Raw genomic sequence first — 26,904 nt, 5'->3', positions numbered from 1 at the left:
AAAATGCAATCCTCTACTGTTTTTTTATTATGAGGAAACAAGAAAATACCTTCTCTCCGGTCTCCCTACACTTCCATATATAAGCTCTGCATGTACTTTCTTTCCAGATATTAAATACTCTAAATAGCGCCTCGCTGTTGATCGACTTACCCCAACCATTGAGCTTAACACTTCTGCGGTAATTCCTTTTTCATTAACTGTTAACATATGCTTTTTTATTTTTGCTAAAGTTAAAGGGTCTATCCCTTTCGGAGCATATTCAACTGTATTTCCCTTCACACCTCTTTGAGACCATAAGTGTTCAATTTGTTCTGTAGATAATTGATTGTTTTTCTTTAACTGCCTAATCCTTTTTTGGTAACTTTCCAAACTTGCTTTAAATCGGTCAAACATAAGTGGTTTTACGATATAATCGGTTACTCCACCACGTAAAGCATGCCTTACTACATCTGTTTCCGATGCCGCTGTAATCATAATAATATCTGTATCATGCAAATTATGCCTAATATATGTGACAAGTTCCGTTCCTTGCATATCAGGTAAATATACATCTAACAAAACGAGTTGCGGCTTAACAAGCTCTAGCCATTCCTTCGCTTGTTCTCCATTCGTTGCTGTTCCAATTACTTTAAACCCTTCAATTTTTTCAGTAAAACGACGATGAATGTCCGCAATCCGAATATCATCTTCTACAATTAATACTTCAATCTCCTCACCCATTACAACTCGCCTCTCTCTTTCGGTAATGCAATAATGAATAATGCACCACCTAAATCCCCTTTTTCGATTGCAATACTTCCATTTAAATCTTCCACTAATTCTTTCACTTTTGCTAATCCATAGCCACGTTTTTCTCCTTCTTTCGTCGAAAAACCTTTATAGAATATACTTGTAATTATTTCGTCCTGAATTCCTTGTCCTGAATCTTCCACTTCAATTAATATTTCTTCTCCGATATCTGTTACAAACATTCTTACTTTCTTATCATTCTCTTGATTTCTTTCAGTTGCTTCAAATGCATTCGTAATTAAATTCCCTAAAATAGAAACAACATAATTACTTTCAATATGTGGACTTAACTTTTCTAAACTACTTTCTCTATCTAACACAAAATCAATTTTTAACTCTCGTGCCCTATTGTAAAATCCAATTAAAATTCCACCTAGCCATGGGTTTTGAATTCGTTTCATAATAAATTGAACAAAATCTTGATATACCGCAGTTTCCTTATGAATGAGCTCTAAGGCATCTTCATATGACTCTAATTGTATAAGACCTGAAAGCGTATACAATAGATTATTATATTCATGCGTTTGTGCACGTAATGCTTCTGTATACTGTTTTGTTTGAGACAGCTCTGCTATTAACTGATCCATCTCAGATTTCAAACGTAAACTCGATACGACGCCCGTTACTTTATTGTTAACTTTAATAGGTAAACGATTAGCGATAACAGCCTGTCCCTTTATATTTAATTGTCTGTCAAACTGTTCCTCGCCTGTTTGAAGTACCTCTAGTATCGATGAATTAGGGATAACATTTAAAATACATTCTCCAGTGATATTTTGCTGTCTATTTAAAGAAAGAATATCGCATGCCGCTTGATTGACTAAACTAATAATTCCGTTTTTATCAATTACGATAATCCCTTCACGTACAGATTGAATCACAGTACTATGCTCTTCATATAAAGATGAAATTTCTTCTGGTTCCATTCCAAACATCATTCTTTTTATACTTCCAGCTAAATATATAGAACCAATTATCCCCATTAACAAACCTATTATTGTAATCCAAAATACACGCTGTCCATACACTTCTACCACTCCATGAATATCATCCATTGAAAATCCAACAGATACTACGCCAATAATTTCATTATCCTGATTACGGATTGGGACTTTTCCGCGTAACGAAGGCCCTAATGACCCCGTTGCTTTCGAAACGTAAGATTTCCCTTCTAATAGAACTCCTTCGTTATCTCCACCAACCATTGCTTCTCCTATTTTATCTTTCTTAGGATGCGCATAACGAATCCCTTCTTTATTTCCAACCACAATAAAATCAGCATCTGTATCAATTCGAATTTTTTCTGCAATCGGCTGAATAATAGAAGCTGGATTTTCTTTTTGAAAAGCTTCCCCGATTTCTGGTATAGCTGCAACTGTTTTCGCAACATGCAAAGCCCTTTTTCCAATTTGCTCTTCTACTGTTTCAGATAATATGTAGTAAAATAAATAACTCGTTAACAGAAGTACAACAAGAATAAGTGTACCAATGGTTAATGTAATTCTCGGTTGTAGTTTTAACTTTTTAAATTTCAACACCATTCCCCTAACATTTCATAAAGTTGAATTTTAAGAATATACAGTTTTTTATCTATATGTAATCATACCATGATTACTACATAGTTGACTTCTTTACTTTTTATCGTATTGTATTTATCCAAAAAAAAGAAACGGAGTAATATCTACTTCGTTTCTTTTTACTTTCACTTTATATTTTAAACTTGCCAATCATCGCTTGTAATTCTTCTGCCATTTGCGATAAGTGAACTGCCGCTGCATTTATTTCATCTACTGAAGCTAATTGTTCTTCAGAGGAGCCAGCAATATTTTGAACACTTGCTGCATTTTCTTCAATCGTAGCTGCAATTTCATTAATAGATGCACTTACTTGTTTTGCATCCATCGTCATTTGTTTCGCTACTTCTACCATACTATCAATTTGTACAACTGTATCATTTGTAGATTTCAATATTTCAGTAAAACTTTGCTTCGTTTCATTTGCAACTACAAGACCCGATTGTACTTCTGTTCCAACTTGATTCATAGAGCTTACCGTTTCTTTTATATCAAATTGAATCTCTTTCACTAGTTTTCCAATTTCCGTAGAAGACTGTCCTGATTGTTCGGCTAATTTTCGCACTTCATCTGCTACAATTGCAAATCCTCTTCCTTGCTCCCCAGCTCTTGCAGCCTCAATCGCAGCATTTAATGCTAATAAATTTGTCTGCTCTGCAATATGTTGAATCACTTCAAGGATTGCTCCAATTTGTTTCGACTTATCATCTAACAAAACAATGACTTTATCTGACTTTGAAACAGACTCATGAATTAATTGCATTTGATTTACAGTTTGCTCAACTAACTTTCCACCATCTTCAGCTTTTTTCTTCGTATACATAGAGGCTGTGGATACTAATGAAGAACTATCTGCAACACGCTGAACTCCTTCTGTAACTTCTTCTAATAATGTTGCTCCTTCTTCAACTTCTCTCGTTTGTATTTCAGCCCCACTCGACACTTGCTCTATCGCCTGTGTAATTTGTTCCGTCGCTTCACTTGTCTGCTTCATGCTAGCTGTTAATTCTTCTGAAGATGCTGCTACATGACTTGCTGAAATATTTATATTGGAAATGACATTATGTAATGATGATGCCATCTCGTTAAAGCTTTCTCCTAACTGTCCAATTTCATCTTTAGAATGAACTGTAATTGATTCTGTTAAATCACCTTCACTAATTTTTTTCGATGATATTACAAGTTGTTTTAACGGTTTAATAATAGAAGCAATTATGAAGTAAATTAAAACCCCACCGATCATTAATGAAATCCCAAGAACAGTTATCGTTTTATAGAAAATAGGTTCAGCCGCTTGAATAATTTCTTTTGAAGGCATAATTCCTGCTATTTTCCATCCAGTTATCTTATTCGTTTTAAAGGTGATATTACGATCCTCACCATTTAGTGAGAATTTAAAATTACCTACTTCCTGTTTGTACAGCTCTTTTTCAAGTTTCTCTTCTACCTTATCCCCTGGCTTCAGTGTTGGATGTGCTACCACATTTTTATCCTGATCAAAAATTGCAACATACCCTTTTTTACCAATATTAACCATTTTTGAAGTATTTACAATATCATTAATAATTAAATCAATGCCGAGAACGCCACTTTTATCCTCATTTTGTTTTGCTATTGTAACAACAATATTTCCTGTCGTTTTTGATTTATATGGAGCTGTAATAATTACTTCTCCACTTTTTTCCACCGCCTCTTTATACCAATCTCTTTCTGTAGGATTATACCCTTCTGGCATTTGAATTGCCGGTGACTGAATAAATTGTCCATTACTAGATCCAGTATAGATTGCTTCCATTTCTGGATGTAATTTATTATATTCTTCTAATTTATTTTGCACGTTTTGAAGCTGATCTGCTTGATAACTCGCTCCAGTGAATAATTTTGTAAAATATGCTGCGTCTACTTTCTTACTATTTAACTCTTTATTAATTACATTATTTAAAATCTCCACGTTATCTTTTGCTGATTGCAAAATTGTTTCATTAAAATTTGCCTTCGCCTGCTGATAAGACGTCCAACCAATTATAATACTTGGTACAATTAAAATAATAATAAATGATACAAGTAACTTTGTTTTTAAACTACTACTCCTTAATTTTCCTTGAAACATATTTCTGCCCCTCCATACCGTTTTTAATACAATTAATTACATTTAATCCCTTTATATAAATCATACGATTTAAATGCATTGATGAGACCCTTTATCTCTTTTTCCCATCTTTCTCTACATTTAAAGAATTGTTACATACCTTTTTCATTCTATAGAATTTAAATAATTAAAACAATATATAAAAATGTATATTATTCGAAATATTATATTTCATGGAAGAACCTCTAGTGTCCCATTTACTAGAGGTTCTTTCTATCTTACTATTCTTTAGCTTTTTCTACTTCTTTTTCCTTACCTTCTACTACAGATACGACAGATTTATCATTTGATAATTGTTGTACTGCTCCTTTTCCTGCAAATCCTTCTAATAACTCTTTTAAATCAATACCAGAAGAAGCTTTTAGTGTCTCCTGCATTGTTGCCATTAAATCAGTCGCATACCCTGCCACTTTTCCGGCGCCGCCATTCTTACCACCGCCGCCTGTGTCGACAACTGTAATTTTATCAATGTTGCTAAGTGGGCTTGCAACTTCTTTCGCGTAACTTGGAAGCATTTTAAGAACCATATCCATAATTGCCGCTTGACCATATAATTCAAATGCTTCCGCAATTTTTTGTTTCGCTTCAGCTTCAGCCAAACCTTTTAATCGAATAACATCTGCTTCTGCTGTACCTTGTGCTTTCTGTACTTCTGCTTTCGCTTGACCTTGCGCTTTTTCAATTTCCGCCTTCGCTAAACCTTCTACACGTACTTCTTCTGCACGCGCTCTTGCTTCTGCCTCAATCTTATATTGATCTGCATCTGCTTTTTTAATTTGTTTTACTTTTTCAGCTTCAGCTGATTGCTCAACAGCATAACGATCTGCATCTGCTTTTTTCTTTACTTCTGCATCATATTGCTTCTCACGGCGTGCAATCTCTTTTTCTTCTAATTCAATTTGCTTTTCACGCTCAATGATTTTAACTCGCATTTGCTCTTCTGTAACACCTTGTTGTGCTTTCGCTTGTTGTAATTCGTAAGAAAGATCCGCATCCGCACGTGCTTGTTCTTGTTCTCTCTTATAAGACTGTACTTTTAATTCTTTATGCTTTTCAGCTTCAGCGATCTGTGCATCCCGTTGATACTCAGCTTCCTTCGCTTCTTTTTCTGCACGAGCCTTTTCAATACGCGCTTCTTTTTCACGCTCTGCATTCGCAATTGTTGCATCACGCTTAACGGTTGCAATTTGCGGTTGACCAAGTGCATCTAAGTAGCCGTTTTTATCCATTATTTCTTTAATCGTAAAGGAAACAATGCGAAGTCCCATTTTCTTTAAATCTGTCGAAGCAACTTCATGCACCTTTTGTGCAAATTGCTCTCTGTTGCTATAAGCATCTTCTACCGTCATAGAAGATAAAATCGCACGTAAATGACCCTCTAAAACCTCTTTTGCTTCTACTTTTAACTCTTCTGTTTCTTTTCCTAAATATTGCTCAGCTGCAGTAGATACTTCTTCAATTGTAGAGCCCACTTTAATAATAGAAACACCGTTTACCGTAACTGGAACACCTTGCTTCGTATACGTATCACGTGTACCAACTTCTAATTTGTAGTTTAGTAAGCTAAGAGGTTCTCCTCTTTGCATAATTGGAACTACGAAAGTACCGCCTCCGCGGATAATCTTAATCTTCTTTCCATCATCAGTGGTAACAACATTCTTTCCACCACCAAGCCAATTCCCTGTAACAATTAATGCTTCATCTGGACCAACCGTACGATACTTCGTAATGAATACTAAAATGAGTAGAATTAAAATTGCGAGTAAAACTCCACCGATAATGAATGGAATCGTCATGCAAATTCCCCCTTATAATTTTGGTTTCTTTAAAGAATAAGCGATGTTCTGTACAAGCAAAACACCATCTTGAACTCCCTCGATAATAACTTCAGTTCCTTGTACAATATCTTTTTTCCCAATTGTTTTAGCTAGAATTGCATTACTTCCAAATTGAGAGGAGATTAATACTTCACCAAACCCTTCTGTAGGAATTGTCGTAATGACTTCTCCCTTACAACCAATGAATTCATCCATACGTTGCACAGTATTTTGTTCTGCTTCTGCAATTGGCTTTAAAATTAATATTTTCATTATGAATACACCAATAAAGGATATAGCAAATGCAGCCCCGAAAATAATAATGCTATTAAAAGAAAATAAATATTCTCCTATATAACTAAGTCCACATAACATGGCGAAGAAACTAAGTAATAAAGTAACAACGGATACAGATCCGCCCCCAAAACTAAATATTGATTCAAATATATCTCCAAAGAAAATATAAATAACAGTGAGTATAGTAGCAATAATAAATCCATATAAATAAATTGTTTCAAGTGGATAACCAAACAAAACCATTTCTTATCCCCCTTTCTTAAACAATCCCTTTTTTGTTATGTGTATGCCTCACCTCTTTCAAAGATTATTGTTCTTAATTTTCAGTTATTTATCATTTAAAGAAAAACCTGTAAGACAGGTCTCTAAAAAAGAACAGGAGAAACCTATTGTGACAGGCTCCTCCTAGAAAATAACCGATATATTATATATCTATATAATATACTATTTTCCACAAAAAGTAAAGTTAAACATACATTGGAAAAGCACTTATTTTATCCCGCATTAACGGGCAGTAGGACTCCCACCTCAAAGCTCGGCGAATGCGAGGAAGTTAGGTGGGAGATAACTGCCCGTAAAAGCCCGATTGGTTCAACTAATAATCAGTTGGGATGCCCCCACTGACTAAAGTTTCACTTTACTGATAATGCGTAAGCTCCATCGCCATTATCATATTTATATACATACAAGTAATACTTACCTGGTTTTGCATTAAATTTTGCTTCTATATGATTTCCATTAGCTTGACCGTAAGCTGCGTAATTTTGCATATCTGATTCATGGTGAAGTACCCATGTCATACCGATTCCATGCTCATTTAAAACAGAAATATCGATATCTTTCGCTGATGCCACATTAAATGTATAAACATCGGTGTGATCTCCACCAATAAGGCTACCTTTTATACTAGTATTTAGCCCGATACGATTTGCTTCCTCTGGACGATTATTTGGTTCAGATTCTGTTAAACTTCCATCTTTAATCGTAACAGTTGTTTCAATTTTACTCTCTTTACCTTTATCATCTTTTACTCTTAACGCTACTTTATAAGTTCCTTCTCTTTCATATGCATGTACTGGATTAACTTCTGCACTTGTACTTCCATCCCCAAAGTCCCATAAATAAGAAGCAATTTTTCCGTCTTCATCGTTTGAACCATCGCTCTTAAATTGAATACCTTCCTTTACAAGCCCGTTATAAGGACCGTTTATATTAACCGTCGGAGCTTTATTTTCTCCGTCATCTTTTGCGATACCATGGAAGACTACATCATATTCAAATTGATTGGAGCTATTCACACGGTAATTAACGAAATATGCTGTAACAGTTTTGTAGCCACTCCATTCTTTTTGCGCCAATTGTTCTAAAGCTTCATTTACTCTTTTACTCATTGCTTTCCAGTCTTCTGATTCACCTTTTGTTACACTACCTGTAAACGTGCCTTCTAATGTAAATGTATTAAAGAATTGAGATGCATGTTTTGTCATTTTTGCATCTTTCATAGACAACGTATCACTAATTTCTTTCTTCACTTCTGTTAACGATTTCGGTGCATGTTCAGCTAAATAATCATCTGCTACTTCCGGTACATTATACTTATCTTGATTATCAATTAGCTGCTGCATATACTCTTGATACTCTTTATTTAGCTTAGAATCTTTACTTAGATTTTCACGATATGCATCATAATTTTTCACGTCATTCGCACGAATTAAATCTTGAATTTTATCAAATGTTTCAAACTGATGCGTATATAAGTAAGACTGCAATGCGAACGAGTAGTTATAGAAATCCCAAGAACCATATTTAGCAAATAGTGTACGCTCTGCTGTATAACGGCTTGCAGGATCAGATGATAATCCACTAATGATGCTCTTTCTCGGTACTACATTATTTGTACGAGTAGATCCTGCGAAAAATTCTGCATTCCCTTCTTGGAACCAAGTTAATCTTTCATTTTGATACATATCTCCTCTTCCAAATAAACCGGGAACTTCATATCTCCCTTGAAGATAATGAGTAAACTCATGACGGAATAACTCTTCTAAACTATAAATACTTTGCTCTGGCGTACGCTCATATGTAAAGAATGTACCTGTCTCTTCAATATAAATTCCACCGTTATTTGTTTCATATCCATACAATTGTCTATTTAACTGATATTCATCTGGAGTATTATAGATTACTATCGTTAATACGTCGTCTGCATTACCTTGTTCTAAAGCTTTGTCATTTCCGATTACGCGGTGATATTGTGCCTTTACTTCCTTCGCTGCCCAATACAATCTCTTAATTTTTTCTTCTGACACTTTATCCCCAGTTTTAAACACAATGGATCCATCGTCGAATGTGTACGTTTTTGGTAAGTATTGCTCTTTTCCTTCTTTACGTATCTTCTCTAAATCTACCGTATTCCCGCTATAATCTTTCCCGTTATAATTTGTTGTAATTTGTTCTACCGCAACAAAATACGGTTCACTTAAGCGTGGATACATGTGCATTGCTTGTGTAACAACTTCTAATCCTTTATTTGGATTGCTATGAAACTTCCCTAAACGGCAAGCAAAATAAATGCCATTATTAACGAGCCATTTATTTTCTGGCGTTACTTTATTTAGAAGAGCAATACGATTTATTTCATTAATAAAACCATCTACTTTTCCATACCACATCGTTTCATTCGCTTCTTTACGAGCCTCAGTTAAGTACGACTGTATATCATAGTCAATACCCTGCATAATATCGTATATTGCTTGTCCCTTCATTCGATCATTTACATAAGTAGTAAAATTATCATTGTATTGCTTTAAAATATTCGATGCGTATTGAACTGTTTCAACATCACTTGAAGCATTACTAATTAATTTACCGTATGCAGATACGACTGTATCTTGTTCATCTGTACCAAGCTTAAAGTTTGGATTTTTTGCGATTGCTTTTAAAGCAGGTAAACATTTATCCTGGAAGCTTCTTTCATTTAAATCGCTCAATTCGTTATTATAAAATGCAAGATAGAAAGCTGAACGTAAAACTTCAGTAAACGTTTGAATTCCCTTTGAATCATCTTTCGTAAATGTACTACCTCTATGAGCTAACTCATCTATAATAACTTGCATTCTTCCTTTATCTTTATAAAAAGCCTTTGCATCTTCATTAAACTGAAATAAGTCTGTAATTTGATGCCACTTAATACTCCCTAACGTTTCAACTAATTCTTGATCATTCATTTTGTTTAAATCAGCCATTGAATAACTTTCTTTAACTTGCTTTACTTCTGAACTCTTCATAATAGATGCTGGTCGCTGTGAAAAATCTCCTACTTTTAAACGTTCTTGAAACGATAATGTTTCCTCGGCTTTAGAAGCGTGTCCAACCTCATCTACTGACTTTTCAATTCCAACCGGCTTGGTTTTCAAAACGTTATGCGGTACCTTTTCTTCTGCTGACACATTCGTTTGAATTGCTCCTAACGATAGAGCCATTGTACTAATACTAAGCATCACTTTATTGAAATTCGATTTCTTGTTCATATCATTGCCCCCTATTTAAATATTCCATTCAAGAATTTAACATAAAATTTGGATACAACAATATAAAATGCAATATTTCATATTATTTCTTCCTACATTTTGTACATATCGTGAACAAATTTACCTTTATCTCCCTAAAATAATCCACGCCTTTTATATGATAAAAAGAGAATTTTTTGACAATTAAACCTTTAATTGTTATGATTAATATAATTGTTAACTTTATTAAATAAGGGTGGGATTCTATGATAAAAAAAGAAAACAGTGTATTTTACATCTCCATCTTGCTAACAACATTATTCATTATATGGGGGATTACCCCGGCAAGTTGGATACAAGGCTATGATTTACAAAGCGTTACATCTTCTTTAAACTCATTTATCCTCAGTAAATTTGGATGGTTTTACTCTCTACTTATGACTACAATGATTATTTTGGCTACTTATTTAGCATTTTCTAAGTACGGTTCTATTCGTCTTGGTAAAGATGAGGAAAAACCAAAATATAGTTATCCATCTTGGCTATCCATGTTGTTTGGGGCAGGAATGGGAATTGGGCTCCTCTTTTACGGAATCACTGAACCGATTTCACATTTTACAGATCCATTAACAGGAAAAGCAGGTACAGAAGAAAGCGCCAAACTCGCTATGCAATATTCATTTTTCCACTGGGGGCTCTTTCCATGGTCACTATACGCAATGGTTGCTTTAACAATTGCATATTTCACATTCCGCAAACAAAAAGGTAGCACAATTGGAGCTACAGTTACTCCATTATTTAATCGATCGAAAAATTCTCCTATCGGAAAAACAGTAGATATTTTAGCTGTTTTAGCCACCGTATTCGGCATTGTACCATCTGTTGGGATTGGTGCCCAACAAATCGCCGGAGGATTAAGCTATTTATTCCCTTCCATTCATAACACTTTACTTACGCAGCTCGTGCTTATTGCCATCTTTGCTGTTTTATATTTAACAAGTGCACAAACCGGCTTAGATCGTGGGATTAAATATTTGAGTAACTTGAATTTCTCTCTTGCAGGTATTTTACTCGTCTCTTTTTTACTTTTAGGACCAACTGTATTTATTATGAAATATTTCACCTCTACACTCGGTTCTTATATTGGTGCCTTACCTAGTATGGGGCTAAATTTAGGAGCATTTAATGAAAAATCTTCCGCTTGGATTGAAAACTGGACTATTTTTTATTGGGGTTGGTGGATCTCTTGGTCTCCGTTCGTTGGTACATTCATCGCCCGTATTTCTAAAGGGCGCACGATAAAAGAATTTATTTTTGGAGTTGTATTAGTCCCAACTCTTATCTGTACATTTTGGTTTGCGGTATTTGGCGGTACCGCTATCCATATGGAAATGTTCCAATCACTTGGAATAGCTGATGAAATTGCAAAAAATGGTACAGAGATTGGATTATTTGCTGTTATTTCACACTTACCATTCTCTACATTTTTAACAATTATCGGGTTAATTTTAGTAGCCACATTTTTCGTTACTTCCGCCGACTCAGCAACATTTGTTGTATCAATGCAAACGAGTAACGGAAGCTTATCACCGAAAAATAGTTTAAAACTTATATGGGGATTAACAATCGCGATAATTGCAGCTATTTTATTACAAGCAGGTGGATTAAATGCACTGCAAATCGCAGCTATAATTGCTGCACTACCGTTTTCTATTGTAGTCGTTCTTATGGTTACTTCGTTATTTAAAGAATTGCGAAAAGAGGCTGTTAATTCGCAAACAAAAGAAGTACAACAAAAAATCAAAAAAATTATGTAACAATTAGCACCTCTTCTTTTAGGAGAGGTGCTAATTGTTACATTCTTCTAATTTATTTTTCTAAAACAAATAAAAATGACTTATCTTATAAGGATTATATATTATTATAAAGGGAATAAATCGATTTTTTTACATTTTTTAACTTTATATTAATCTTTTCCTCTTTATATCCAAATAAAAAAGAGGCTGTACATGTGGAAATAGACATTGATTTAAAGTATAAAAATGAAGTATTGAAGCAAGCTGAACAATTATTATTAAAAAAACATTATCATAAGCGAATTTCCAATTGAAACACTATAATAAAACTAGCAAAAAAAATAACCCCTTTTTTAAAGGGATTATGCCATTTTCTCACCTGATTCATTTTTAAAAAAGCTTTTCATAGCATGGAATACATCTGCTTTTTGCTTTAAAATATAATATTTAAAGTTTTCATCTTTAATATTTTTATATGCCGACATAAGCGTACTATGGCGATTATACTGATTCACTTCCCCATACCCAAACATATTACACTTCTTCATCAGCTCTTCAACAAGTTTTACACATCTAGCATTATCTGACGTTAAATTATCACCGTCTGAAAAATGGAATGGATAAATATTATAGCGGTCTGGTGAATATTTATTATCGATAAGCTCTAATGCTTTTTTGTATACGGAAGAACATATTGTTCCGCCACTTTCTCCTTTTGAGAAAAATTCTTCTTCTGTAACAACTTTCGCTTCTGTATGGTGAGCAATAAATTCAATATCAACTGTTTCATACTTTGTACGTAAAAATCTTGTCATCCAGAAAAAGAAACTACGTGCCATATACTTCTCCCATATTCCCATTGATCCACTTGTATCCATCATTGCTAATACAACAGCTTTTGAGTCTGGCTTTAATACTTCATTCCAAGTACGGAACTTTAAATCTTCTTGGTGAATAGGGTGGAAAGATGCTTTACCACGCATCGCATTTCGTTTATATGCGGATATCATCGTTCGCTTCTTATCGATATTTCCCCACAATCCTGTTTTTCTAATGTCATTAAATTCAATGTGTTCAATCCGATTTTCATCCATTTCTTTTCTCTTTAAATTAGGTAACTCTAATTCTTTGAAAAACGCTTGCTCCAATTCTAAAATAGAGACTTCAGCCTCGTAGTAATCTTCTCCTGCCGCATCTCCCGCACCTTGACCTTTTCCTGGGCCTTTTTGCTTTTGACCACCTGATCCATCTCTCGCAACGACATCGCCAACTTTACTATCACCATTTCCTTGCCCAACGTGTTTGTTTTTATCATAATTGTACCTAATCTTATATTCATCTAAAGAACGAATTGGTATTTTTACAACATCCTTGCCATTAGACATAACTATACTTTCTTCTGTTACAAGGTCTGGTAAATTATTTTTAATTGCTTCTTGCACTTTTTCTTGATGGCGTTGTTGGTCGTCATATCCTTTGCGATGGAGGGACCAGTTTTCCTGTGAAATCGTATAATTTGGTTGATTTTCTTCGCTCATTCCTTTCCCTCCTTACTGTAATTGTCTTCCCTTATGAACAGTAAGCTGCAAATTTTTCTTTATGATATGCACCACTAGTATAGGGCAAAAGTAACTGTTCATTGAAATTTATCCCTTAAACATATCAATTGTTTATCCAAAAACTCCGCGCATCCTAAACAAAATTTTCCTCATTACATAATAGAAATAACATTTAACCGTCGATAAGAAAGAAACACAATGCATTGTTGCACACATTTTCACTTTGCAACATATTGTATTGTGTTGGCTTTTTTCGTATGAATGGTTGGTTACTCTATCATATGCATATTGTAAAAATAATTGACAATAAATTCATGAAATTGCATCTTAATTTATTATATTTGGACAAGGTATGACACTTTATCCCGCATTAACGGGCAGTAAGACCCCCATCTCAAAATTTGGAAAATGCGAGGAAGTTAGGTGGGAAATAACTGCCCGTAAATGCCCGATTGGTTCAACTAATAATCAGTGGGGGATTGACAAAATCCCCACTGATTAAAGTTTCACTTTATACACATATGAACGGATAATAAAACGCTGTCCCGCAAAATACAAGAGACAGCGTTTTTTTATCAAACTATCGATTTAGCAGGCTACCTACATAGCGTAATAGTTCATTTGCTGAAGAAGAATTATAGCCATGCTCATCAATTAAACGTGCAACAACATCGTTGATTTTCTTAAGCTGATTTTCGTCTGGTGTTTTCGTTGATGTTGTAATTTTCACGACATCTTTTAAATCAGCAAATAGCTTCTTCTGAATCGCTTCACGCAGACGTTCATGTGAGTTATAATCGAAACGTTTTCCTTTGCGTGCATAAGCAGAAATACGAATTAAAATTTCTTCACGGAATGCTTTTTTGGCATTTTCTGAAATTCCAATTTGCTCCTCAATTGAACGCATAAGTTTTTCATCTGGGCTCATTTCTTCGCCCGTTAACGGATCACGTAATTTCGATTTATTGCAGTATGCTTCAACGTTATCTAAGTAATTATCCATAAGCGTCTTCGCTGATTCTTCATACGAATACACGAAGGCTTTTTGTACTTCTTTCTTAGCAATTTCATCATATTCTTTTCTCGCTAATGAAATGAAGTTCATATATCGCTCACGGTCTTCATTACTAATCGATGGATGCTGATCCAACCCATCTTTTAAAGATCTAAGTACATCTAACGCGTTAATAGATGGTACCTCTTTTCGAATAATTGTAGAAGAAATTCGGTTAATGACATAACGAGGATCAATACCCTTCATACCTTCATCTTGATATTCTCGTTGCAATTCTTCTACATCAATTGCATTATAGCCTTCAACCATTTCCCCATCATATAAACGCATCTTTTTAATTAAATCGATATCTGGTCGCTTCGGATCTTTAAGACGGGTTAAAATAGTAAACATCGCTGCAACGCGAAGTGTATGCGGTGCAATATGAACATTAGACACATCACTTTCACGAATCATTTTTTCATAAATATGTTCTTCTTCACTTACTCGTAAATTATATGGAACCGGCATTACAATAATCCTTGAGTGCAATGCTTCATTTTTCTTATTTGCTATGAACGAGCGATACTCTGTTTCGTTCGTATGCGCTACGATTAATTCATCTGCTGAAATAAGCGCAAATCTACCCGCTTTGAAATTCCCTTCTTGCGTAAGCGATAATAAGTGCCATAAAAACTTCTCATCGCATTTTAACATCTCTTGGAACTCCATCATTCCTCGGTTCGCCTTATTTAATTCTCCATCAAATCGATACGCACGAGGATCTGATTCTGAACCATATTCCGCAATAGTCGAAAAGTCCAAACTACCTGTTAAATCTGCAATATCTTGTGATTTAGGATCAGACGGGCTAAATGTACCAATCCCTGTGCGACGGTCTTCCGAGAAGAAAATACGCTCTACAACTACATCCTCAATTCTTGACCCATATTCTTGCTCTAGACGCATAACGTTTAGTGGTGATAAATTCCCTTCAATTCTAACTCCATACTCATCAAAGAAATCATCTCGTAAATGATGAGGAATTAAATGCAGTGGATCTTCATGCATTGGGCAGCCTTTAATCGCAAAAATAGCTCCGCGATCTGTTCGTGAATATGTTTCTAATCCTCGCTTCAACATCGTAACTAATGTTGATTTCCCTCCACTAACAGGACCCATTAATAATAAAATACGTTTTCTAACATCTAATCGTTTTGCGGATGGATGAAAATATTCTTCTACAAGGCGTTCTAAAGCATCCTCTAATCCAAATAGCTGATTACTAAAGAAGTTATACTTTCTTCTACCATCAACTTCTTCAATCCCAGCATCTTTTATCATATTGTAAATGCGAGAGTGTGCTGTTTGAGCCACCCATGGTCTTTCTTTCACAAGCTCCAAATACTCCGCAAACGTACCTTCCCATTGTAAACGTTCTTCTGCTTCTCGATGTTGTTCAATTTTCTTTAGAATATCCATTATAGCTCCTCCCCCATCTCCTTGTTCAATCGGATTATTATAAAAGGTATGCTAGGATGTCCTTAAACATTCTTTAAATCAAAACGAAATATATAATAGCACTATAAAATTCTCTCCAAAATCAAAAGAAAATTCTGTATAATATAGGTATTAAAGTTTTCACACTGCTATTCATTATAAATAAATTCTTTTCTTCTAAGAACCTTACATACATTTCGATTCATAAATAGAATTCGTAAACCGAAAAAGTAGGGGGAATATTAATATGAAATTATTATTAATTTTAGGTGTATCACTCACATTTCTTACAGCTATTTTCACATCTGGTTACAACGATAAACCGGGTACACAAAAAAAGTGATGTGCTTTTTAGCACATCACTTTTTTATATATCATTTGTAATACTCATTTTCCACATCACATTTTGATATAGGGCAACTGTAATAATAACCTTGTGCAAGTTTCACATTCTTTTCCTTTAAAAATTGGATTTGTTCCACCTTTTCTACTCCTTCTGCAATTACATTCAATCCTAAAGTATGAGCCAAATGAATAATTGCAGCCGTAATATTTGTATCACGTTCATCTATATGTATACCTTCCATAAAAGAACGATCAATTTTTAACGTATCAATTGGATATGTTTTTAAATAACTTAAAGATGAATACCCCGTTCCAAAATCATCTAAATGAATCTTTAAATTTTGTTCCTTTAATTGCAGCAACACTCTCTTCGATATGTCTTTATGTATAAGAGCTCCTTCTGTAACCTCTATCGCTAATAAATGAGGTGGTACATTGTACTTATTTAAGGCCCGTGTAATCATCTCTATTAATGTAATAGAGCGAAAGTGTCTAGCTGAAATATTAACTGCAATCGGGACAACTTCATATCCTTTACTTAGCCATTCGCTTATTTGTAAACATACTTGATCTACTACCCATTCATCAAGCTTAATAATAAATCCTGTTCTTTCTGCCAGCGGAATAAATTGATTTGGAGGAACAAATCCTAATTCTTTATTCTTCCACCTTATTAAAGCTTCCATACCGGCTATTTTTTTCGTTTCAATATTAATTTGTGGCTGATAATATAAGAAAAATTCATTTTTTTCTATCGCACGATGTAACTGGTTTTCTATAATAAACCTTTGTTCACGTTCACAATCTAATCCATTACAATAAAAATGATAATACCCTTTTCCTTTTTCCTTTGCTTTTTCCAAAGCGGCATCAACTCTTTGAAAAAGTATTTTTTCATCTTCTCCATCCGTTGGTGCCATTATAATTCCAATTGACGCACTTAAATACACGTCCTCTTCTTCGATTACAAAATGCTCACTAATCTTTTTTAATATGTTTTTTGCAACTTCCTCTACACATTCTTTCGTTATATTTTCTATTAACATAACAAATTGATCATCATGCTCTCTAAATAAATGCATACCTTCTATTTGTAGATTGCTTAAACATTCTGTAACTTTTTGTAATACTTTATCCCCTTCTTTATGACCAAATGTATCATTAATAAGATGAAATTCATCCAAATCCATGAAAACAAGTGCAAATTCTTTATTCTCATTTAAAAACTCATTTAGCTTATTTGTACATGAAATTCTATTCATTAAACCTGTTAACTGGTCATAATAAGCGAAGTATTCTGTCTTCATCTCATTTAATACTTGCCTTGTCACATCCCTCGTAACAATATACATCCCAACAATTTCACCGTTCACAATAATCGGGATAGTTCTCAAAGAAATATATAGCTCGTACCCTTCTTTATGAACATATTTCTTTGAAACAATTTGTTTTGCCCTTCCCTGTAAAGCTTCCTCAAATATCATTTGAAAGTCTTCTTCATATTCTTTAATAATAAATTTAAAAATAAAGTTATTATTTAATTCTTCATATCGATATCCAAATATTTCATATGTTGCCGGATTTGCATATGTAATTCTCCCCATAGAATCTATAGATATAATAGAGTCATTATTATATTCTAGTAATGACTTAAATAACATTTGTTTTTCCTCTATTTCTACCTTTTCCTCAATCTGAGCTGTAATATCCCTTGTAATACAAATAATAAACTGACATACCCCTTCTTCGTCATATACAGGATTAAGTGAAGACTCATAATGTAGGTTACCAGTTGGTAAACTGATTACATCACAAAAAGTATGTGCTCTCGCCTCTCGGATTACTTTTGTATATTGTCTTTGTAATATTCTCGCTTTATCTACTGATAATACTTCAGCAAACGTTTTTCCGTAACATTCTTCGCTTAGCTTCGCGTACTCCATCCCTATTTTATTTATATAAATATATTTAAAGATCTCATCATCAATAACTTTCACAATAAATACTAAATCTTGAATAGCGTGTAATAATCCTCTTCTTATCAAATCCATATCTATCATACTTAAAAAGGTATTTTGATTACTATATTGTTCCTTCATATTTATCTCAACCTGTCTTATCTATTTTTATACATATATCCCATTCTATATGAATATGTACCCCTTTTTAAATGTATGATTACATATTATTTTTATTTTTAGAAAAAAAGTCGCCATATGGCGACTTTTAATAAACGATTTCTAAATCTAATCCTGGATAATTTTGTTGACGGAATGCTTCATAAATTAGAATTGCTGCTGTATTAGATAAATTTAATGAGCGTACTTTATCCGTCATTGGAATACGTAAACAATGATCGAAGTTTTCTTCGATTACATTAGCTGGTAAACCATTCGTTTCTCTTCCAAATACGAAATAGTAATCCTTCTCACGCTTGCTATAATCAAACGCTGTATGAGCTTTCTCGCCATACTTTGTTAAATAGAAGAATTCACCATCTTTATTTTTCTCATAAAATTCTTCGATTGAATCATAATACGTAATTTTCACGTGCTGCCAATAATCTAATCCTGCACGCTTTAACATTTTATCATCCGTTGAAAATCCAAGCGGTCTAATCAAATGTAATTCTGTTCCAGTTGCTGCACAAGTACGAGCAATATTCCCTGTATTTGCTGGAATTTCTGGTTGATATAAAACAACATGTACTCCCACGCGATATTCACCTCTGTTTTTTGTCTACTACGTATTATACCACTTGAGCGAAAAATCTCTACCCATTAATAATATGAAAGAATTTATATTTCATTTGTGGTGTATATTTACTAGAGTCTTCATAGTTCCAATAACGCCGACGACTATTCGCTGAATGTGCATTTACAAGTGGCATACCATCTGCGTCTTTTGCTACTACAATCGTCGTATGATTCCATCTACCGTCATCCTCGAAATCATAAGCAATAACGTCACCAAGAATAAGGTCTTCTGGTCTTTCTACAGCTTTTGCTCGAAGCCCTGTTGTAGCACCTGACAAATACCAATAAAAAGAATGTGCGACAGCCCAGCTCCAACTCCACTGGTTCTCCCTTTGCCACCATCCTTTACGAATATTAGGATATCCATTCATTGGTACTTCTCCAATATGAAGACATTGAGAAATAAAATTCGTACAATTATCAGGGAAATTACGATAAACAGGGTTTCGGTCATCCCACCAACGTTCTGCATACTTCACTGCCTCTAAACGATTATACTGATAAGAACCATACTTCTCTTTGGTAACTTCCCTCTCTAATGTCTCACCCATTCCAATTTCTTCTGACACTTCAATAGCATAATCATCTACTATACGACCATCATTTAAATAGACTCTTCGTTTTAATTGTTCCTCTTCGATGTAAAATAATTCTTTATGCCTAATTAAATATTTAAAGTGTATTTGATAATCAATTTCTTGATGATTGGTACTATTTAATTGTCTAATGAAAGAAATATCCGCAGTTGCTTTTACTATATCTGCACTACGTTTTTGAAACAATTGTTTCTTTCTCCATGCCATTTGTAATAAATCTTCAGCAATACCATCCACATCTGTTCGTTTCCCTGTTATATATGCTAAAAACTGTTTTACTTGCATTTCAATATTTGCTTTTACAACCATTTCGTCTCCCTCCCATATTACAATATGAAGAAGGAAGATATTATCTACTCTTTTTTCTGCGCTAACAATTCAAGCCCACGATTCATTTCATGAAGAACTTCTTCATCCTTTTCACGTTCCATCGCTTTTTCAATCGCTTCGCCTACTCCATCTCCGCCAATTTTCCCAAGTGCCCATGCTGCTGTTCCGCGTAGTACTGGTCTTGGATCTTCTTTCATAACGCCGATTAGATCAGGAATTGCTGCTGTTTCTTTAAAATGTGCAAGTGCTAAAATAGCATTTCGTTGCAATGGCTTTTTACCTCTCCATGAACCAGACATAATCCCATACTTCTCTTTAAAATCACGATTACTAATTGTTAAAAGTGGTGTTAATAACGGTTTAACTAACTCAGGATCGGGCTCCATTTCAGGATGGTTATGGAAATCCATTCCTTTATTTTTCGGACAAACCGTCTGACATGTATCACATCCATATATACGATTTCCTATTTTATCGCGATATTCCTCAGGTAGAAATCCTTTCGTCTGTGTTAAAAATGCGATACATTTCTTCGAATCTAATTGTCCGCCTTGTACTAAAGCCCCTGTAGGACAAATATCAATACACTTCGTACAACTTCCACATTGATCTTCTATTGGCTGATCCGGAGGAAATGGGACGTTCGTAATCATTTCTCCCAAATATACATACGAACCAAATTCAGGCGTAATAATAGCGCAGTTCTTACCACTCCATCCAATACCAGCACGCTCTGAAACGGCTCGATCACTTAGTTCACCTGTATCAACCATTGATTTCACTTCTATATCCGGAAGTTTTTCAATTAAATATGCTTCTAACTTTTGCAAACGATCTCGTAAAACAAGATGATAATCTTGTCCCCAAGAAGCACGACAAAAAATCCCACGACGTTCTCCTCGTTTACTTAATGGTGCATTTTTTAATTTTGAAGGGTATGCTAAGGCAATTGCAATGATTGACTTTGCACCAGGTAGCAATAACTGTGGGTTCGTTCTCTTCTCTATATCAGGTTCTTCGAATCCAGACTGATAATTTAATTGTTGCTGCTGAATTAGCCGCTGCTTTAATTCCTCAAACGGAGAAGCACTGGCAAAGCCTATTTTATCTATACCAATTGTTTTACTATACGCAATTACATCTTGCTTTAATTGTTCAAAATCCATTCTTAATCCCTCCTCAGATGAATCCACCCCTTATGTAACGGCTACATTGGTTAGCAATTCACTTTAGGAATACTATTCTTTACTTCTATTTTCGCATACAATTATGCTTTTCAAACATTAAAAAACGCAATGCCTCGTTTATCTCGGAAACGAAACACTGCGTTGATCACAATTTATTAGAAAAGCATTAAATAAAGTTTGGAGCGGGTGAAGAGAATCGAACTCTCGACCAGAGCTTGGAAGGCTCTTGTTTTACCACTAAACTACACCCGCAAATATGAAATAAATATACGATATTGAAATAACTTATGTAAAGTAGTATAGCATGTAAAAAAAGCGGAAGCAAGAATTTTATCGAAAAAAGTCGAAAAAGTGATGAGTATCTCATCACTTTTTCAATTCTTTATCAATCGCCGTCTTCATACTATCAAAATCAGGGTTTGCAAGATTTCCGTTTATATATACTGAAGGAGCACCTTGAACTTTTAATTTTTGAGCACGATCTGAATCTTTACGTACTTTTTCTTTTATTTCTTTACTATGTAAATCTTTTTTAAATTGCTCTACATCAACTTTTGGAAGCTTCTCTTTTACAATGCTCAGAAGTAATTCTTCTGTAATCCATTCTTCCGTATCTTTCTTTTGATTTTGATAAATCTCATCATAGAAAATCCAGAATGAATCTTTATCTTGTTTATAAATTGCTTCACCAGCTGCTGCACCTAAATCAGAGTCTTTTCCGATAAATGGGAAGTTAATAAAATATAACTGCACTTTCCCTTTATCAATATACTCTTCTTTTAATCGTGGTAATACTGTTGCATCCCAAGTACGACAAGCAGGGCATTTGAAGTCTCCAAATTCAACTACCTTAACCGGAGCATCCTCTTTCCCTAAAGATTGTTGTGTAGAATAAGCAAACATCTCATTCCCTTTATCTTTTTTGTCATTTATGATGCTATACACAATCGTCCCGATTACAATCAGTACTGCGATAGAAAAAACTACACCAAGAACCATGAGTTTGTTTGATGATTTCATATACATTCCTCTTTAAATTCATATTCTGTATACAGCATTGTACACAATACACATAATATCAATACTTACATATGTCACGCAATGAACACGCTCACATAAATTACAAAAATACAACAATTGTGACGATATTGTGTCACTATTTGTCACAATTTATTCAAAAAAAAGAAGCTCCTCTGTAGGAACTTCTCTTAACTTACTGCTTTTTCACGCGCATTATTTAACATTGATTGCTCGGTTTTTATATCATGACGAATTACTAATTTTTCACTAACCGCTTGCACATACTCATCATGATCGATATAACCTTCTTTCTCCATTAACCTCAAAACTACATTTCGTCTCTCAACCGCTTTATCATAGTTTTGTACAGGTGAGTAATAAGCTGGCGCTTTGACTACAGCAGCCATCATTGCACTTTCAGCCACCGTTAATTGATTCACCTTTTTACCGAAGTACAGGTTTGCTGCTTTTTCAATCCCCCAAGCTCCCTCTCCATAGTAAATATTACTTACGTACAATTTTAAAATCTCGTCCTTCGTAAATGTACGTTCAATTTTTTTCGTATAAAAAATCTCTTTCCACTTACGAGAAAATGTACGTTCATTCGTTAAAAAAGCATTTTTAGATAACTGTTGTGTAATTGTGCTCCCACCTTGCACAACACCACCAGCTTTTATATTTTCAATAGACGCTCGAATAATTGCTATATAATCTAAACCGTTATGATGATAAAACCTTTTATCCTCTGTCGCAATAAATGCATGTGTTAATGATTCTGGCACCTCTAACTTAGCCGGTACATGTAATTTACTAATGTCACTTCGCTCAATCATTACATTTCCAACGAATAATAACGTACAACTTAACAATAATAATAAAATAATGGCTTTATAAAAAAATTTAGTCATTGGATTTAATGCAACTTTTTGATGATAGTTCACTCTAGATAATACTCGCTCTTTCATCTTGAACACCTCTTTTCCACACAGCATATAACTCTTACCTTAAGAATACCTTGTTGTAAAAGAATATCCCATCGATTTTTCTTACACCTACCTTACATCATTGTAAGGTATAAAAATGTATTGTATCACAGTCTTTTTTTATCTACTATTCATATGAAATATTGAATATAGGTTATTTATAAACCCTAATAATCAGTAGATACAGATACACAAAAGTTGAAACAGTTATACTTCTTCCATAAAAACACCTTAATTTTACCTTATTCTTTTATTATATCACCTATAAATATATACTTTTGAGCATCTAGCAATCTAATTATATGCGATATATCACCATTATACAGAACAAACGTTCTTAAAATCAATACTAGCCTCTTTATCATTTTGACCTTTTTCTAAAGCAGTATACATAAAAAGGTTAGCTATTTGATATCGCCTCAAATAGCTAACCTTTTTTAAAGTCTTCCTAGAAGAGTATACGGCTGCACTTCCCACGTTTCGTATGAAACGAAGTTTGTTGCTTTCATCGCGTCAAGTGTCCTTGATTTCATATGAGGACGCGTTATATACTCATCAATGTTTTCTTCATTTAAAGCAACAAATTTTGCCTCTTTTATTTCTTCAGGTTGAATTTTTATTTCGCCACTCACATACTCTACTTTAAAGACCACAGCTAAAATATGCATAGAAGCATTATAATAAACCCCAGTAATTCCGATAGGCTTCACCGTTAATCCTGTTTCCTCTTTTATTTCCCTACAAACAGCTTGATCGAGTGCTTCTCCCTCTTCTACCTGCCCCCCAGGCATTTCCCACGTATCGGCACGCCAGTGTACTTTTGTTAAAAGTACCTCATTCTTTTCATTTGTTAAATAACCTGCTACGGCAACAATATGCTTTGGTGTTTTATGCTCCACAGAAATGCCTCCTAGAAATACGATTATTTAAATTACTATCTATAACCATATTCCATAACTACAACAAAACACCTTTAAAACTTTATCATCTTAACTATTTCAATAAAAAAAGACCCAGTTCGTTAAACGAAAGGGTCTCCTTATATTATTCTCCTAAGTCTACGTTGTGGTAAACTTGCTGTACATCTTCTAAATCTTCTAATGCATCAACCATTTTTTCAAATTGTGTTTGTGCATCTTCAGGAAGTGTTACATCACTTTGTGCAAGCATTGTTAATTCTGCAACTGTAAATTCCTCAACACCAGCATCTTTAAGAGCAGATTGGACTGCATGGAATTGATCTGGTTCAGCATAAACGATAACAGAATCTTCTTCTTCTAGAATGTCACGTGCATCTACATCTGCTTCCATTAAAATTTCAAGAACCTCATCTGATGTTTTACCTTCAAGACCGATAACAGCTGTCGCATCAAACATGTAAGCTACAGAACCGTTTACACCCATGTTACCACTGTTTTTGCTAAATGCAGCTCGTACATCTGCTGCAGTACGGTTTACGTTATTTGTTAATGTATCTACAATTACCATAGATCCATTTGGTCCAAAACCTTCGTAACGAAGCTCGTCATAGTTTTCTTCTGAACCGCCTTTTGCTTTTTCAATCGCACGGTCAATAATTGTTCTTGGCACATTATATGTTTTTGCACGCTCTAATACAACTCTTAGCGCTTGATTTGATTCTGGATCTGGCTCGCCTTGTTTTGCCGCTACATAAATTTCACGTCCAAATTTCGCGTATATACGGCTTGTATTTGCATCTTTTGATGCTTTCTTGTCTTTAATATTGTTCCATTTACGGCCCATACTTTCCACTCTCTTTCCCGTTTTAAATCTACATAAAAATATTAATATGAAATATAATGTGTGTTCAACACATTTTTAAAAGAAATATAAAAAGTTCATTTTTAATTCATATTACAGACATAATATAAATCACTATCATTTTGTTCTTTCGACAAGTTATATTATACATGAATTCCTACGTTCATTACGAATTTTAGAATCACATAGTATAATTTAACAAAAAAGACTCTAACATTTCTGTTAGAGTCTTTTTACATCGCCGATACCGATGGTCGGGGTCGAACCGACACTCCCGAAGGAACACGATTTTGAGTCGTGCGCGTCTGCCAATTCCGCCACATCGGCACAATAATAAAGGCGGCAACCGGATTCGAACCGGTGGTAAAGGTTTTGCAGACCTCTGCCTTACCACTTGGCTATGCCGCCATATGAAATTTAAATGGAGCGGAAGACGGGATTCGAACCCGCGACCCCAACCTTGGCAAGGTTGTATTCTACCACTGAACTACTTCCGCAAAAATGGCTGGGCTAGCTGGATTCGAACCAGCGCATGACGGAGTCAAAGTCCGTTGCCTTACCGCTTGGCTATAGCCCATCGAATTCTTACTTAATTATATGTAAGTATCCATTAGATTATTTGTAATTTTTAAAATAAAAATGGGGCGACTGATGGGAATCGAACCCACGAATGCCGGAGCCACAATCCGGTGCGTTAACCACTTCGCCACAACCGCCATGTTGTGTTTATATAATTTGGCAGGGGCAGTAGGAATCGAACCCACACTGGAGGTTTTGGAGACCTCAGTTCTACCTTTAAACTATGCCCCTATGTAAATGGTGGAGGGGGGCAGATTCGAACTGCCGAACCCGAAGGAGCGGATTTACAGTCCGCCGCGTTTAGCCACTTCGCTACCCCTCCGAAACTTACATGGTGCCGGCTAGAGGACTTGAACCCCCAACCTACTGATTACAAGTCAGTTGCTCTACCAATTGAGCTAAGCCGGCATATTTTATTAAAATGGTGGCTCGGGACGGAATCGAACCGCCGACACGAGGATTTTCAGTCCTCTGCTCTACCGACTGAGCTACCGAGCCTTATTAAAATGGCGGTCCCGACCGGGGTCGAACCGGCGATCTCCTGCGTGACAGGCAGGCATGTTAACCACTACACCACGGGACCATTTGGTTGCGGGGACAGGATTTGAACCTGCGACCTTCGGGTTATGAGCCCGACGAGCTACCGTACTGCTCCACCCCGCGACAATATTATTCATATAATTATATATGGTGGAGGATGACGGGATCGAACCGCCGACCCCCTGCTTGTAAGGCAGGTGCTCTCCCAGCTGAGCTAATCCTCCAAAAGTGGTGACCCGTACGGGATTCGAACCCGTGTTACCGCCGTGAAAGGGCGGTGTCTTAACCACTTGACCAACGGGCCAAATATTATAAATCCTTATGGCGGAGAGCAAGGGATTCGAACCCTTGATACGCTTGTGACGTATACACGATTTCCAATCGTGCTCCTTCGGCCAACTCGGACAGCTCTCCAATGGCTCCGCAGGTAGGAATCGAACCTACGACCGATCGGTTAACAGCCGATAGCTCTACCGCTGAGCTACTGCGGAATAATATTGCCTGGCAACGTCCTACTCTCACAGGGACAAGGTCCCAACTACCATCGGCGCTAGAGAGCTTAACTTCCGTGTTCGGTATGGGAACGGGTGTGACCTCTCTGCCATCATTACCAGACATTATTCTTTTGAGACAATCATTATTATAACTCATTTACTTTAAAAGTCAACAAGTTTTTTATGTTCTCTCAAAACTAGATAACGTTGCTACATATTATATGGTTAAGTCCTCGATCTATTAGTATTCGTCAGCTCCACATGTCACCATGCTTCCACCTCGAACCTATCAACCTGATCATCTTTCA

Annotated in this window: 17 protein-coding genes, 16 tRNA genes, 2 rRNA genes and 1 pseudogene; 1 reads left to right on the top strand and 35 read right to left on the bottom strand. The window is 35.2% G+C overall.

What is annotated here, in order from left to right; all coding sequences use genetic code 11:
- Window positions 1-27: 27 nt before the first annotated feature.
- The 7 genes and pseudogenes from ACQKNR_RS21120 to colA all read right to left on the bottom strand — a co-directional run bounded on the left by ACQKNR_RS21120 (window position 28) and on the right by colA (window position 10,156).
- Window positions 28-720 carry a response regulator gene (locus ACQKNR_RS21120; RefSeq protein WP_427320269.1) on the bottom strand — a complete coding sequence of 231 codons (693 nt, stop codon included), beginning with the start codon at window positions 718-720 and terminating at the stop codon, window positions 28-30.
- Complete coding sequence (locus ACQKNR_RS21115) at window positions 720-2,324, bottom strand: ATP-binding protein (RefSeq protein WP_427320267.1); 1,605 nt, start codon at window positions 2,322-2,324, stop codon at window positions 720-722. The genes ACQKNR_RS21120 and ACQKNR_RS21115 overlap by 1 nt, the downstream gene beginning before the upstream one ends.
- A gap of 172 nt (window positions 2,325-2,496) precedes the next feature.
- Window positions 2,497-3,357, bottom strand: a complete 861-nt coding sequence (locus ACQKNR_RS21110) for a methyl-accepting chemotaxis protein (RefSeq protein WP_427320543.1) — start codon at window positions 3,355-3,357, stop codon at window positions 2,497-2,499.
- Window positions 3,358-3,486: 129 nt separating this feature from the next.
- Window positions 3,487-4,473 (bottom strand): annotated as a pseudogene (locus ACQKNR_RS21105) (cache domain-containing protein); the annotation flags it as partial.
- A gap of 260 nt (window positions 4,474-4,733) precedes the next feature.
- The gene (locus ACQKNR_RS21100; RefSeq protein WP_427320266.1) at window positions 4,734-6,308 is read right to left on the bottom strand and encodes a flotillin family protein; all 1,575 of its coding nucleotides are present in this window, start codon (window positions 6,306-6,308) and stop codon (window positions 4,734-4,736) included.
- Between the two features lie 12 nt (window positions 6,309-6,320).
- Window positions 6,321-6,869 (bottom strand): NfeD family protein, encoded by a 549-nt coding sequence (locus ACQKNR_RS21095; RefSeq protein ID WP_427320264.1) that lies wholly within the window; start codon window positions 6,867-6,869, stop codon window positions 6,321-6,323.
- 389 nt (window positions 6,870-7,258) lie between these two features.
- Window positions 7,259-10,156, bottom strand: a complete 2,898-nt coding sequence (colA, locus tag ACQKNR_RS21090; RefSeq protein ID WP_427320262.1) for a collagenase ColA — start codon at window positions 10,154-10,156, stop codon at window positions 7,259-7,261.
- A gap of 245 nt (window positions 10,157-10,401) precedes the next feature.
- Between colA and opuD the strand changes: the two genes are divergently transcribed.
- Window positions 10,402-11,952 (top strand): glycine betaine transporter OpuD, encoded by a 1,551-nt coding sequence (opuD, locus tag ACQKNR_RS21085; RefSeq protein WP_427320260.1) that lies wholly within the window; start codon window positions 10,402-10,404, stop codon window positions 11,950-11,952.
- A 341-nt stretch (window positions 11,953-12,293) separates the two neighbouring features.
- On the opposite strand, the gene yhbH is transcribed toward opuD, so the two are convergent.
- The 28 genes from yhbH to ACQKNR_RS20945 form a co-directional block, all read right to left on the bottom strand.
- Complete coding sequence (gene yhbH / locus ACQKNR_RS21080; protein ID WP_427320258.1) at window positions 12,294-13,469, bottom strand: sporulation protein YhbH; 1,176 nt, start codon at window positions 13,467-13,469, stop codon at window positions 12,294-12,296.
- Window positions 13,470-14,070: 601 nt separating this feature from the next.
- Complete coding sequence (locus ACQKNR_RS21075; protein ID WP_427320256.1) at window positions 14,071-15,966, bottom strand: PrkA family serine protein kinase; 1,896 nt, start codon at window positions 15,964-15,966, stop codon at window positions 14,071-14,073.
- A 392-nt stretch (window positions 15,967-16,358) separates the two neighbouring features.
- On the bottom strand, window positions 16,359-18,428 hold the full coding sequence (locus ACQKNR_RS21070; protein ID WP_427320254.1) for a sensor domain-containing protein: 2,070 nt from the start codon (window positions 18,426-18,428) through the stop codon (window positions 16,359-16,361).
- 127 nt (window positions 18,429-18,555) lie between these two features.
- Window positions 18,556-19,044: a tRNA (uridine(34)/cytosine(34)/5-carboxymethylaminomethyluridine(34)-2'-O)-methyltransferase TrmL gene (trmL, locus tag ACQKNR_RS21065; protein WP_000538147.1), complete on the bottom strand. Its 489-nt coding sequence runs from the start codon at window positions 19,042-19,044 to the stop codon at window positions 18,556-18,558.
- Window positions 19,045-19,102: 58 nt separating this feature from the next.
- Window positions 19,103-19,990 (bottom strand): amidase domain-containing protein, encoded by an 888-nt coding sequence (locus ACQKNR_RS21060; protein WP_427320252.1) that lies wholly within the window; start codon window positions 19,988-19,990, stop codon window positions 19,103-19,105.
- A 44-nt stretch (window positions 19,991-20,034) separates the two neighbouring features.
- Window positions 20,035-21,177 carry a tRNA epoxyqueuosine(34) reductase QueG gene (queG, locus tag ACQKNR_RS21055; protein ID WP_427320250.1) on the bottom strand — a complete coding sequence of 381 codons (1,143 nt, stop codon included), beginning with the start codon at window positions 21,175-21,177 and terminating at the stop codon, window positions 20,035-20,037.
- A 199-nt stretch (window positions 21,178-21,376) separates the two neighbouring features.
- Window positions 21,377-21,450, bottom strand: a tRNA-Gly gene (locus ACQKNR_RS21050).
- 114 nt (window positions 21,451-21,564) lie between these two features.
- Window positions 21,565-22,218, bottom strand: coding sequence for a DsbA family protein (locus ACQKNR_RS21045; RefSeq protein ID WP_427320248.1), 654 nt, complete (start codon window positions 22,216-22,218; stop codon window positions 21,565-21,567).
- A gap of 188 nt (window positions 22,219-22,406) precedes the next feature.
- Window positions 22,407-23,183, bottom strand: a complete 777-nt coding sequence (locus tag ACQKNR_RS21040) for a transglycosylase domain-containing protein (RefSeq protein WP_427320246.1) — start codon at window positions 23,181-23,183, stop codon at window positions 22,407-22,409.
- 455 nt (window positions 23,184-23,638) lie between these two features.
- The gene (locus ACQKNR_RS21035) at window positions 23,639-24,100 is read right to left on the bottom strand and encodes an NUDIX hydrolase (RefSeq protein WP_427320244.1); all 462 of its coding nucleotides are present in this window, start codon (window positions 24,098-24,100) and stop codon (window positions 23,639-23,641) included.
- 145 nt (window positions 24,101-24,245) lie between these two features.
- A complete protein-coding gene (locus ACQKNR_RS21030; protein WP_193413580.1) occupies window positions 24,246-24,965 on the bottom strand; it encodes a YebC/PmpR family DNA-binding transcriptional regulator in 720 nt (239 codons plus the stop codon).
- Window positions 24,966-25,228: 263 nt separating this feature from the next.
- Window positions 25,229-25,310, bottom strand: a tRNA-Leu gene (locus ACQKNR_RS21025).
- A 10-nt stretch (window positions 25,311-25,320) separates the two neighbouring features.
- A tRNA-Cys gene (locus tag ACQKNR_RS21020) sits at window positions 25,321-25,391 on the bottom strand.
- 14 nt (window positions 25,392-25,405) lie between these two features.
- Window positions 25,406-25,480: transfer RNA gene (locus ACQKNR_RS21015), tRNA-Gly, on the bottom strand.
- A 5-nt stretch (window positions 25,481-25,485) separates the two neighbouring features.
- Window positions 25,486-25,560: transfer RNA gene (locus ACQKNR_RS21010), tRNA-Gln, on the bottom strand.
- Window positions 25,561-25,623: 63 nt separating this feature from the next.
- Window positions 25,624-25,699, bottom strand: a tRNA-His gene (locus ACQKNR_RS21005).
- A gap of 20 nt (window positions 25,700-25,719) precedes the next feature.
- Window positions 25,720-25,793, bottom strand: a tRNA-Trp gene (locus ACQKNR_RS21000).
- A gap of 7 nt (window positions 25,794-25,800) precedes the next feature.
- Window positions 25,801-25,884: transfer RNA gene (locus ACQKNR_RS20995), tRNA-Tyr, on the bottom strand.
- Between the two features lie 10 nt (window positions 25,885-25,894).
- Window positions 25,895-25,970: transfer RNA gene (locus tag ACQKNR_RS20990), tRNA-Thr, on the bottom strand.
- A gap of 14 nt (window positions 25,971-25,984) precedes the next feature.
- Window positions 25,985-26,060 (bottom strand) — tRNA-Phe (locus tag ACQKNR_RS20985).
- A 9-nt stretch (window positions 26,061-26,069) separates the two neighbouring features.
- A tRNA-Asp gene (locus tag ACQKNR_RS20980) sits at window positions 26,070-26,145 on the bottom strand.
- Between the two features lie 3 nt (window positions 26,146-26,148).
- Window positions 26,149-26,225, bottom strand: a tRNA-Met gene (locus ACQKNR_RS20975).
- 25 nt (window positions 26,226-26,250) lie between these two features.
- Window positions 26,251-26,326 (bottom strand) — tRNA-Val (locus ACQKNR_RS20970).
- Window positions 26,327-26,331: 5 nt separating this feature from the next.
- Window positions 26,332-26,406: transfer RNA gene (locus ACQKNR_RS20965), tRNA-Glu, on the bottom strand.
- Between the two features lie 18 nt (window positions 26,407-26,424).
- Window positions 26,425-26,516, bottom strand: a tRNA-Ser gene (locus tag ACQKNR_RS20960).
- Window positions 26,517-26,518: 2 nt separating this feature from the next.
- A tRNA-Asn gene (locus ACQKNR_RS20955) sits at window positions 26,519-26,593 on the bottom strand.
- Between the two features lie 8 nt (window positions 26,594-26,601).
- A 5S ribosomal RNA gene (rrf, locus tag ACQKNR_RS20950) occupies window positions 26,602-26,717 on the bottom strand.
- 100 nt (window positions 26,718-26,817) lie between these two features.
- Window positions 26,818-26,904 (bottom strand): 23S ribosomal RNA (locus tag ACQKNR_RS20945); the annotation flags it as partial.

The organism is Bacillus sp. NPDC094077 (assembly GCF_050279465.1).
Lineage (GTDB): Bacteria > Bacillota > Bacilli > Bacillales > Bacillaceae_G > Bacillus_A.
Note: the sequence above shows the minus strand (reverse complement) of the source record. Positions and strands in the feature narration are given on the sequence as shown.

Coding starts and splice junctions, on each gene's coding strand:
- ACQKNR_RS21095 (WP_427320264.1), bottom strand. CDS start 6,869: ATGGTTTTGTTTGGTTATCCACTTGAAACAATTTATTTATATGGATTT.
- ACQKNR_RS21060 (WP_427320252.1), bottom strand. CDS start 19,990: ATGGTTGTAAAAGCAAATATTGAAATGCAAGTAAAACAGTTTTTAGCA.
- queG (WP_427320250.1), bottom strand. CDS start 21,177: ATGGATTTTGAACAATTAAAGCAAGATGTAATTGCGTATAGTAAAACA.
- opuD (WP_427320260.1), top strand. CDS start 10,402: ATGATAAAAAAAGAAAACAGTGTATTTTACATCTCCATCTTGCTAACA.
- colA (WP_427320262.1), bottom strand. CDS start 10,156: ATGAACAAGAAATCGAATTTCAATAAAGTGATGCTTAGTATTAGTACA.
- ACQKNR_RS21070 (WP_427320254.1), bottom strand. CDS start 18,428: ATGAAGGAACAATATAGTAATCAAAATACCTTTTTAAGTATGATAGAT.
- ACQKNR_RS21075 (WP_427320256.1), bottom strand. CDS start 15,966: ATGGATATTCTAAAGAAAATTGAACAACATCGAGAAGCAGAAGAACGT.
- ACQKNR_RS21110 (WP_427320543.1), bottom strand. CDS start 3,357: ATGAAGCAGACAAGTGAAGCGACGGAACAAATTACACAGGCGATAGAG.
- yhbH (WP_427320258.1), bottom strand. CDS start 13,469: ATGAGCGAAGAAAATCAACCAAATTATACGATTTCACAGGAAAACTGG.
- ACQKNR_RS21040 (WP_427320246.1), bottom strand. CDS start 23,183: ATGAAAGAGCGAGTATTATCTAGAGTGAACTATCATCAAAAAGTTGCA.
- ACQKNR_RS21030 (WP_193413580.1), bottom strand. CDS start 24,965: ATGGGCCGTAAATGGAACAATATTAAAGACAAGAAAGCATCAAAAGAT.
- ACQKNR_RS21045 (WP_427320248.1), bottom strand. CDS start 22,218: ATGAAATCATCAAACAAACTCATGGTTCTTGGTGTAGTTTTTTCTATC.
- ACQKNR_RS21120 (WP_427320269.1), bottom strand. CDS start 720: ATGGGTGAGGAGATTGAAGTATTAATTGTAGAAGATGATATTCGGATT.
- ACQKNR_RS21100 (WP_427320266.1), bottom strand. CDS start 6,308: ATGACGATTCCATTCATTATCGGTGGAGTTTTACTCGCAATTTTAATT.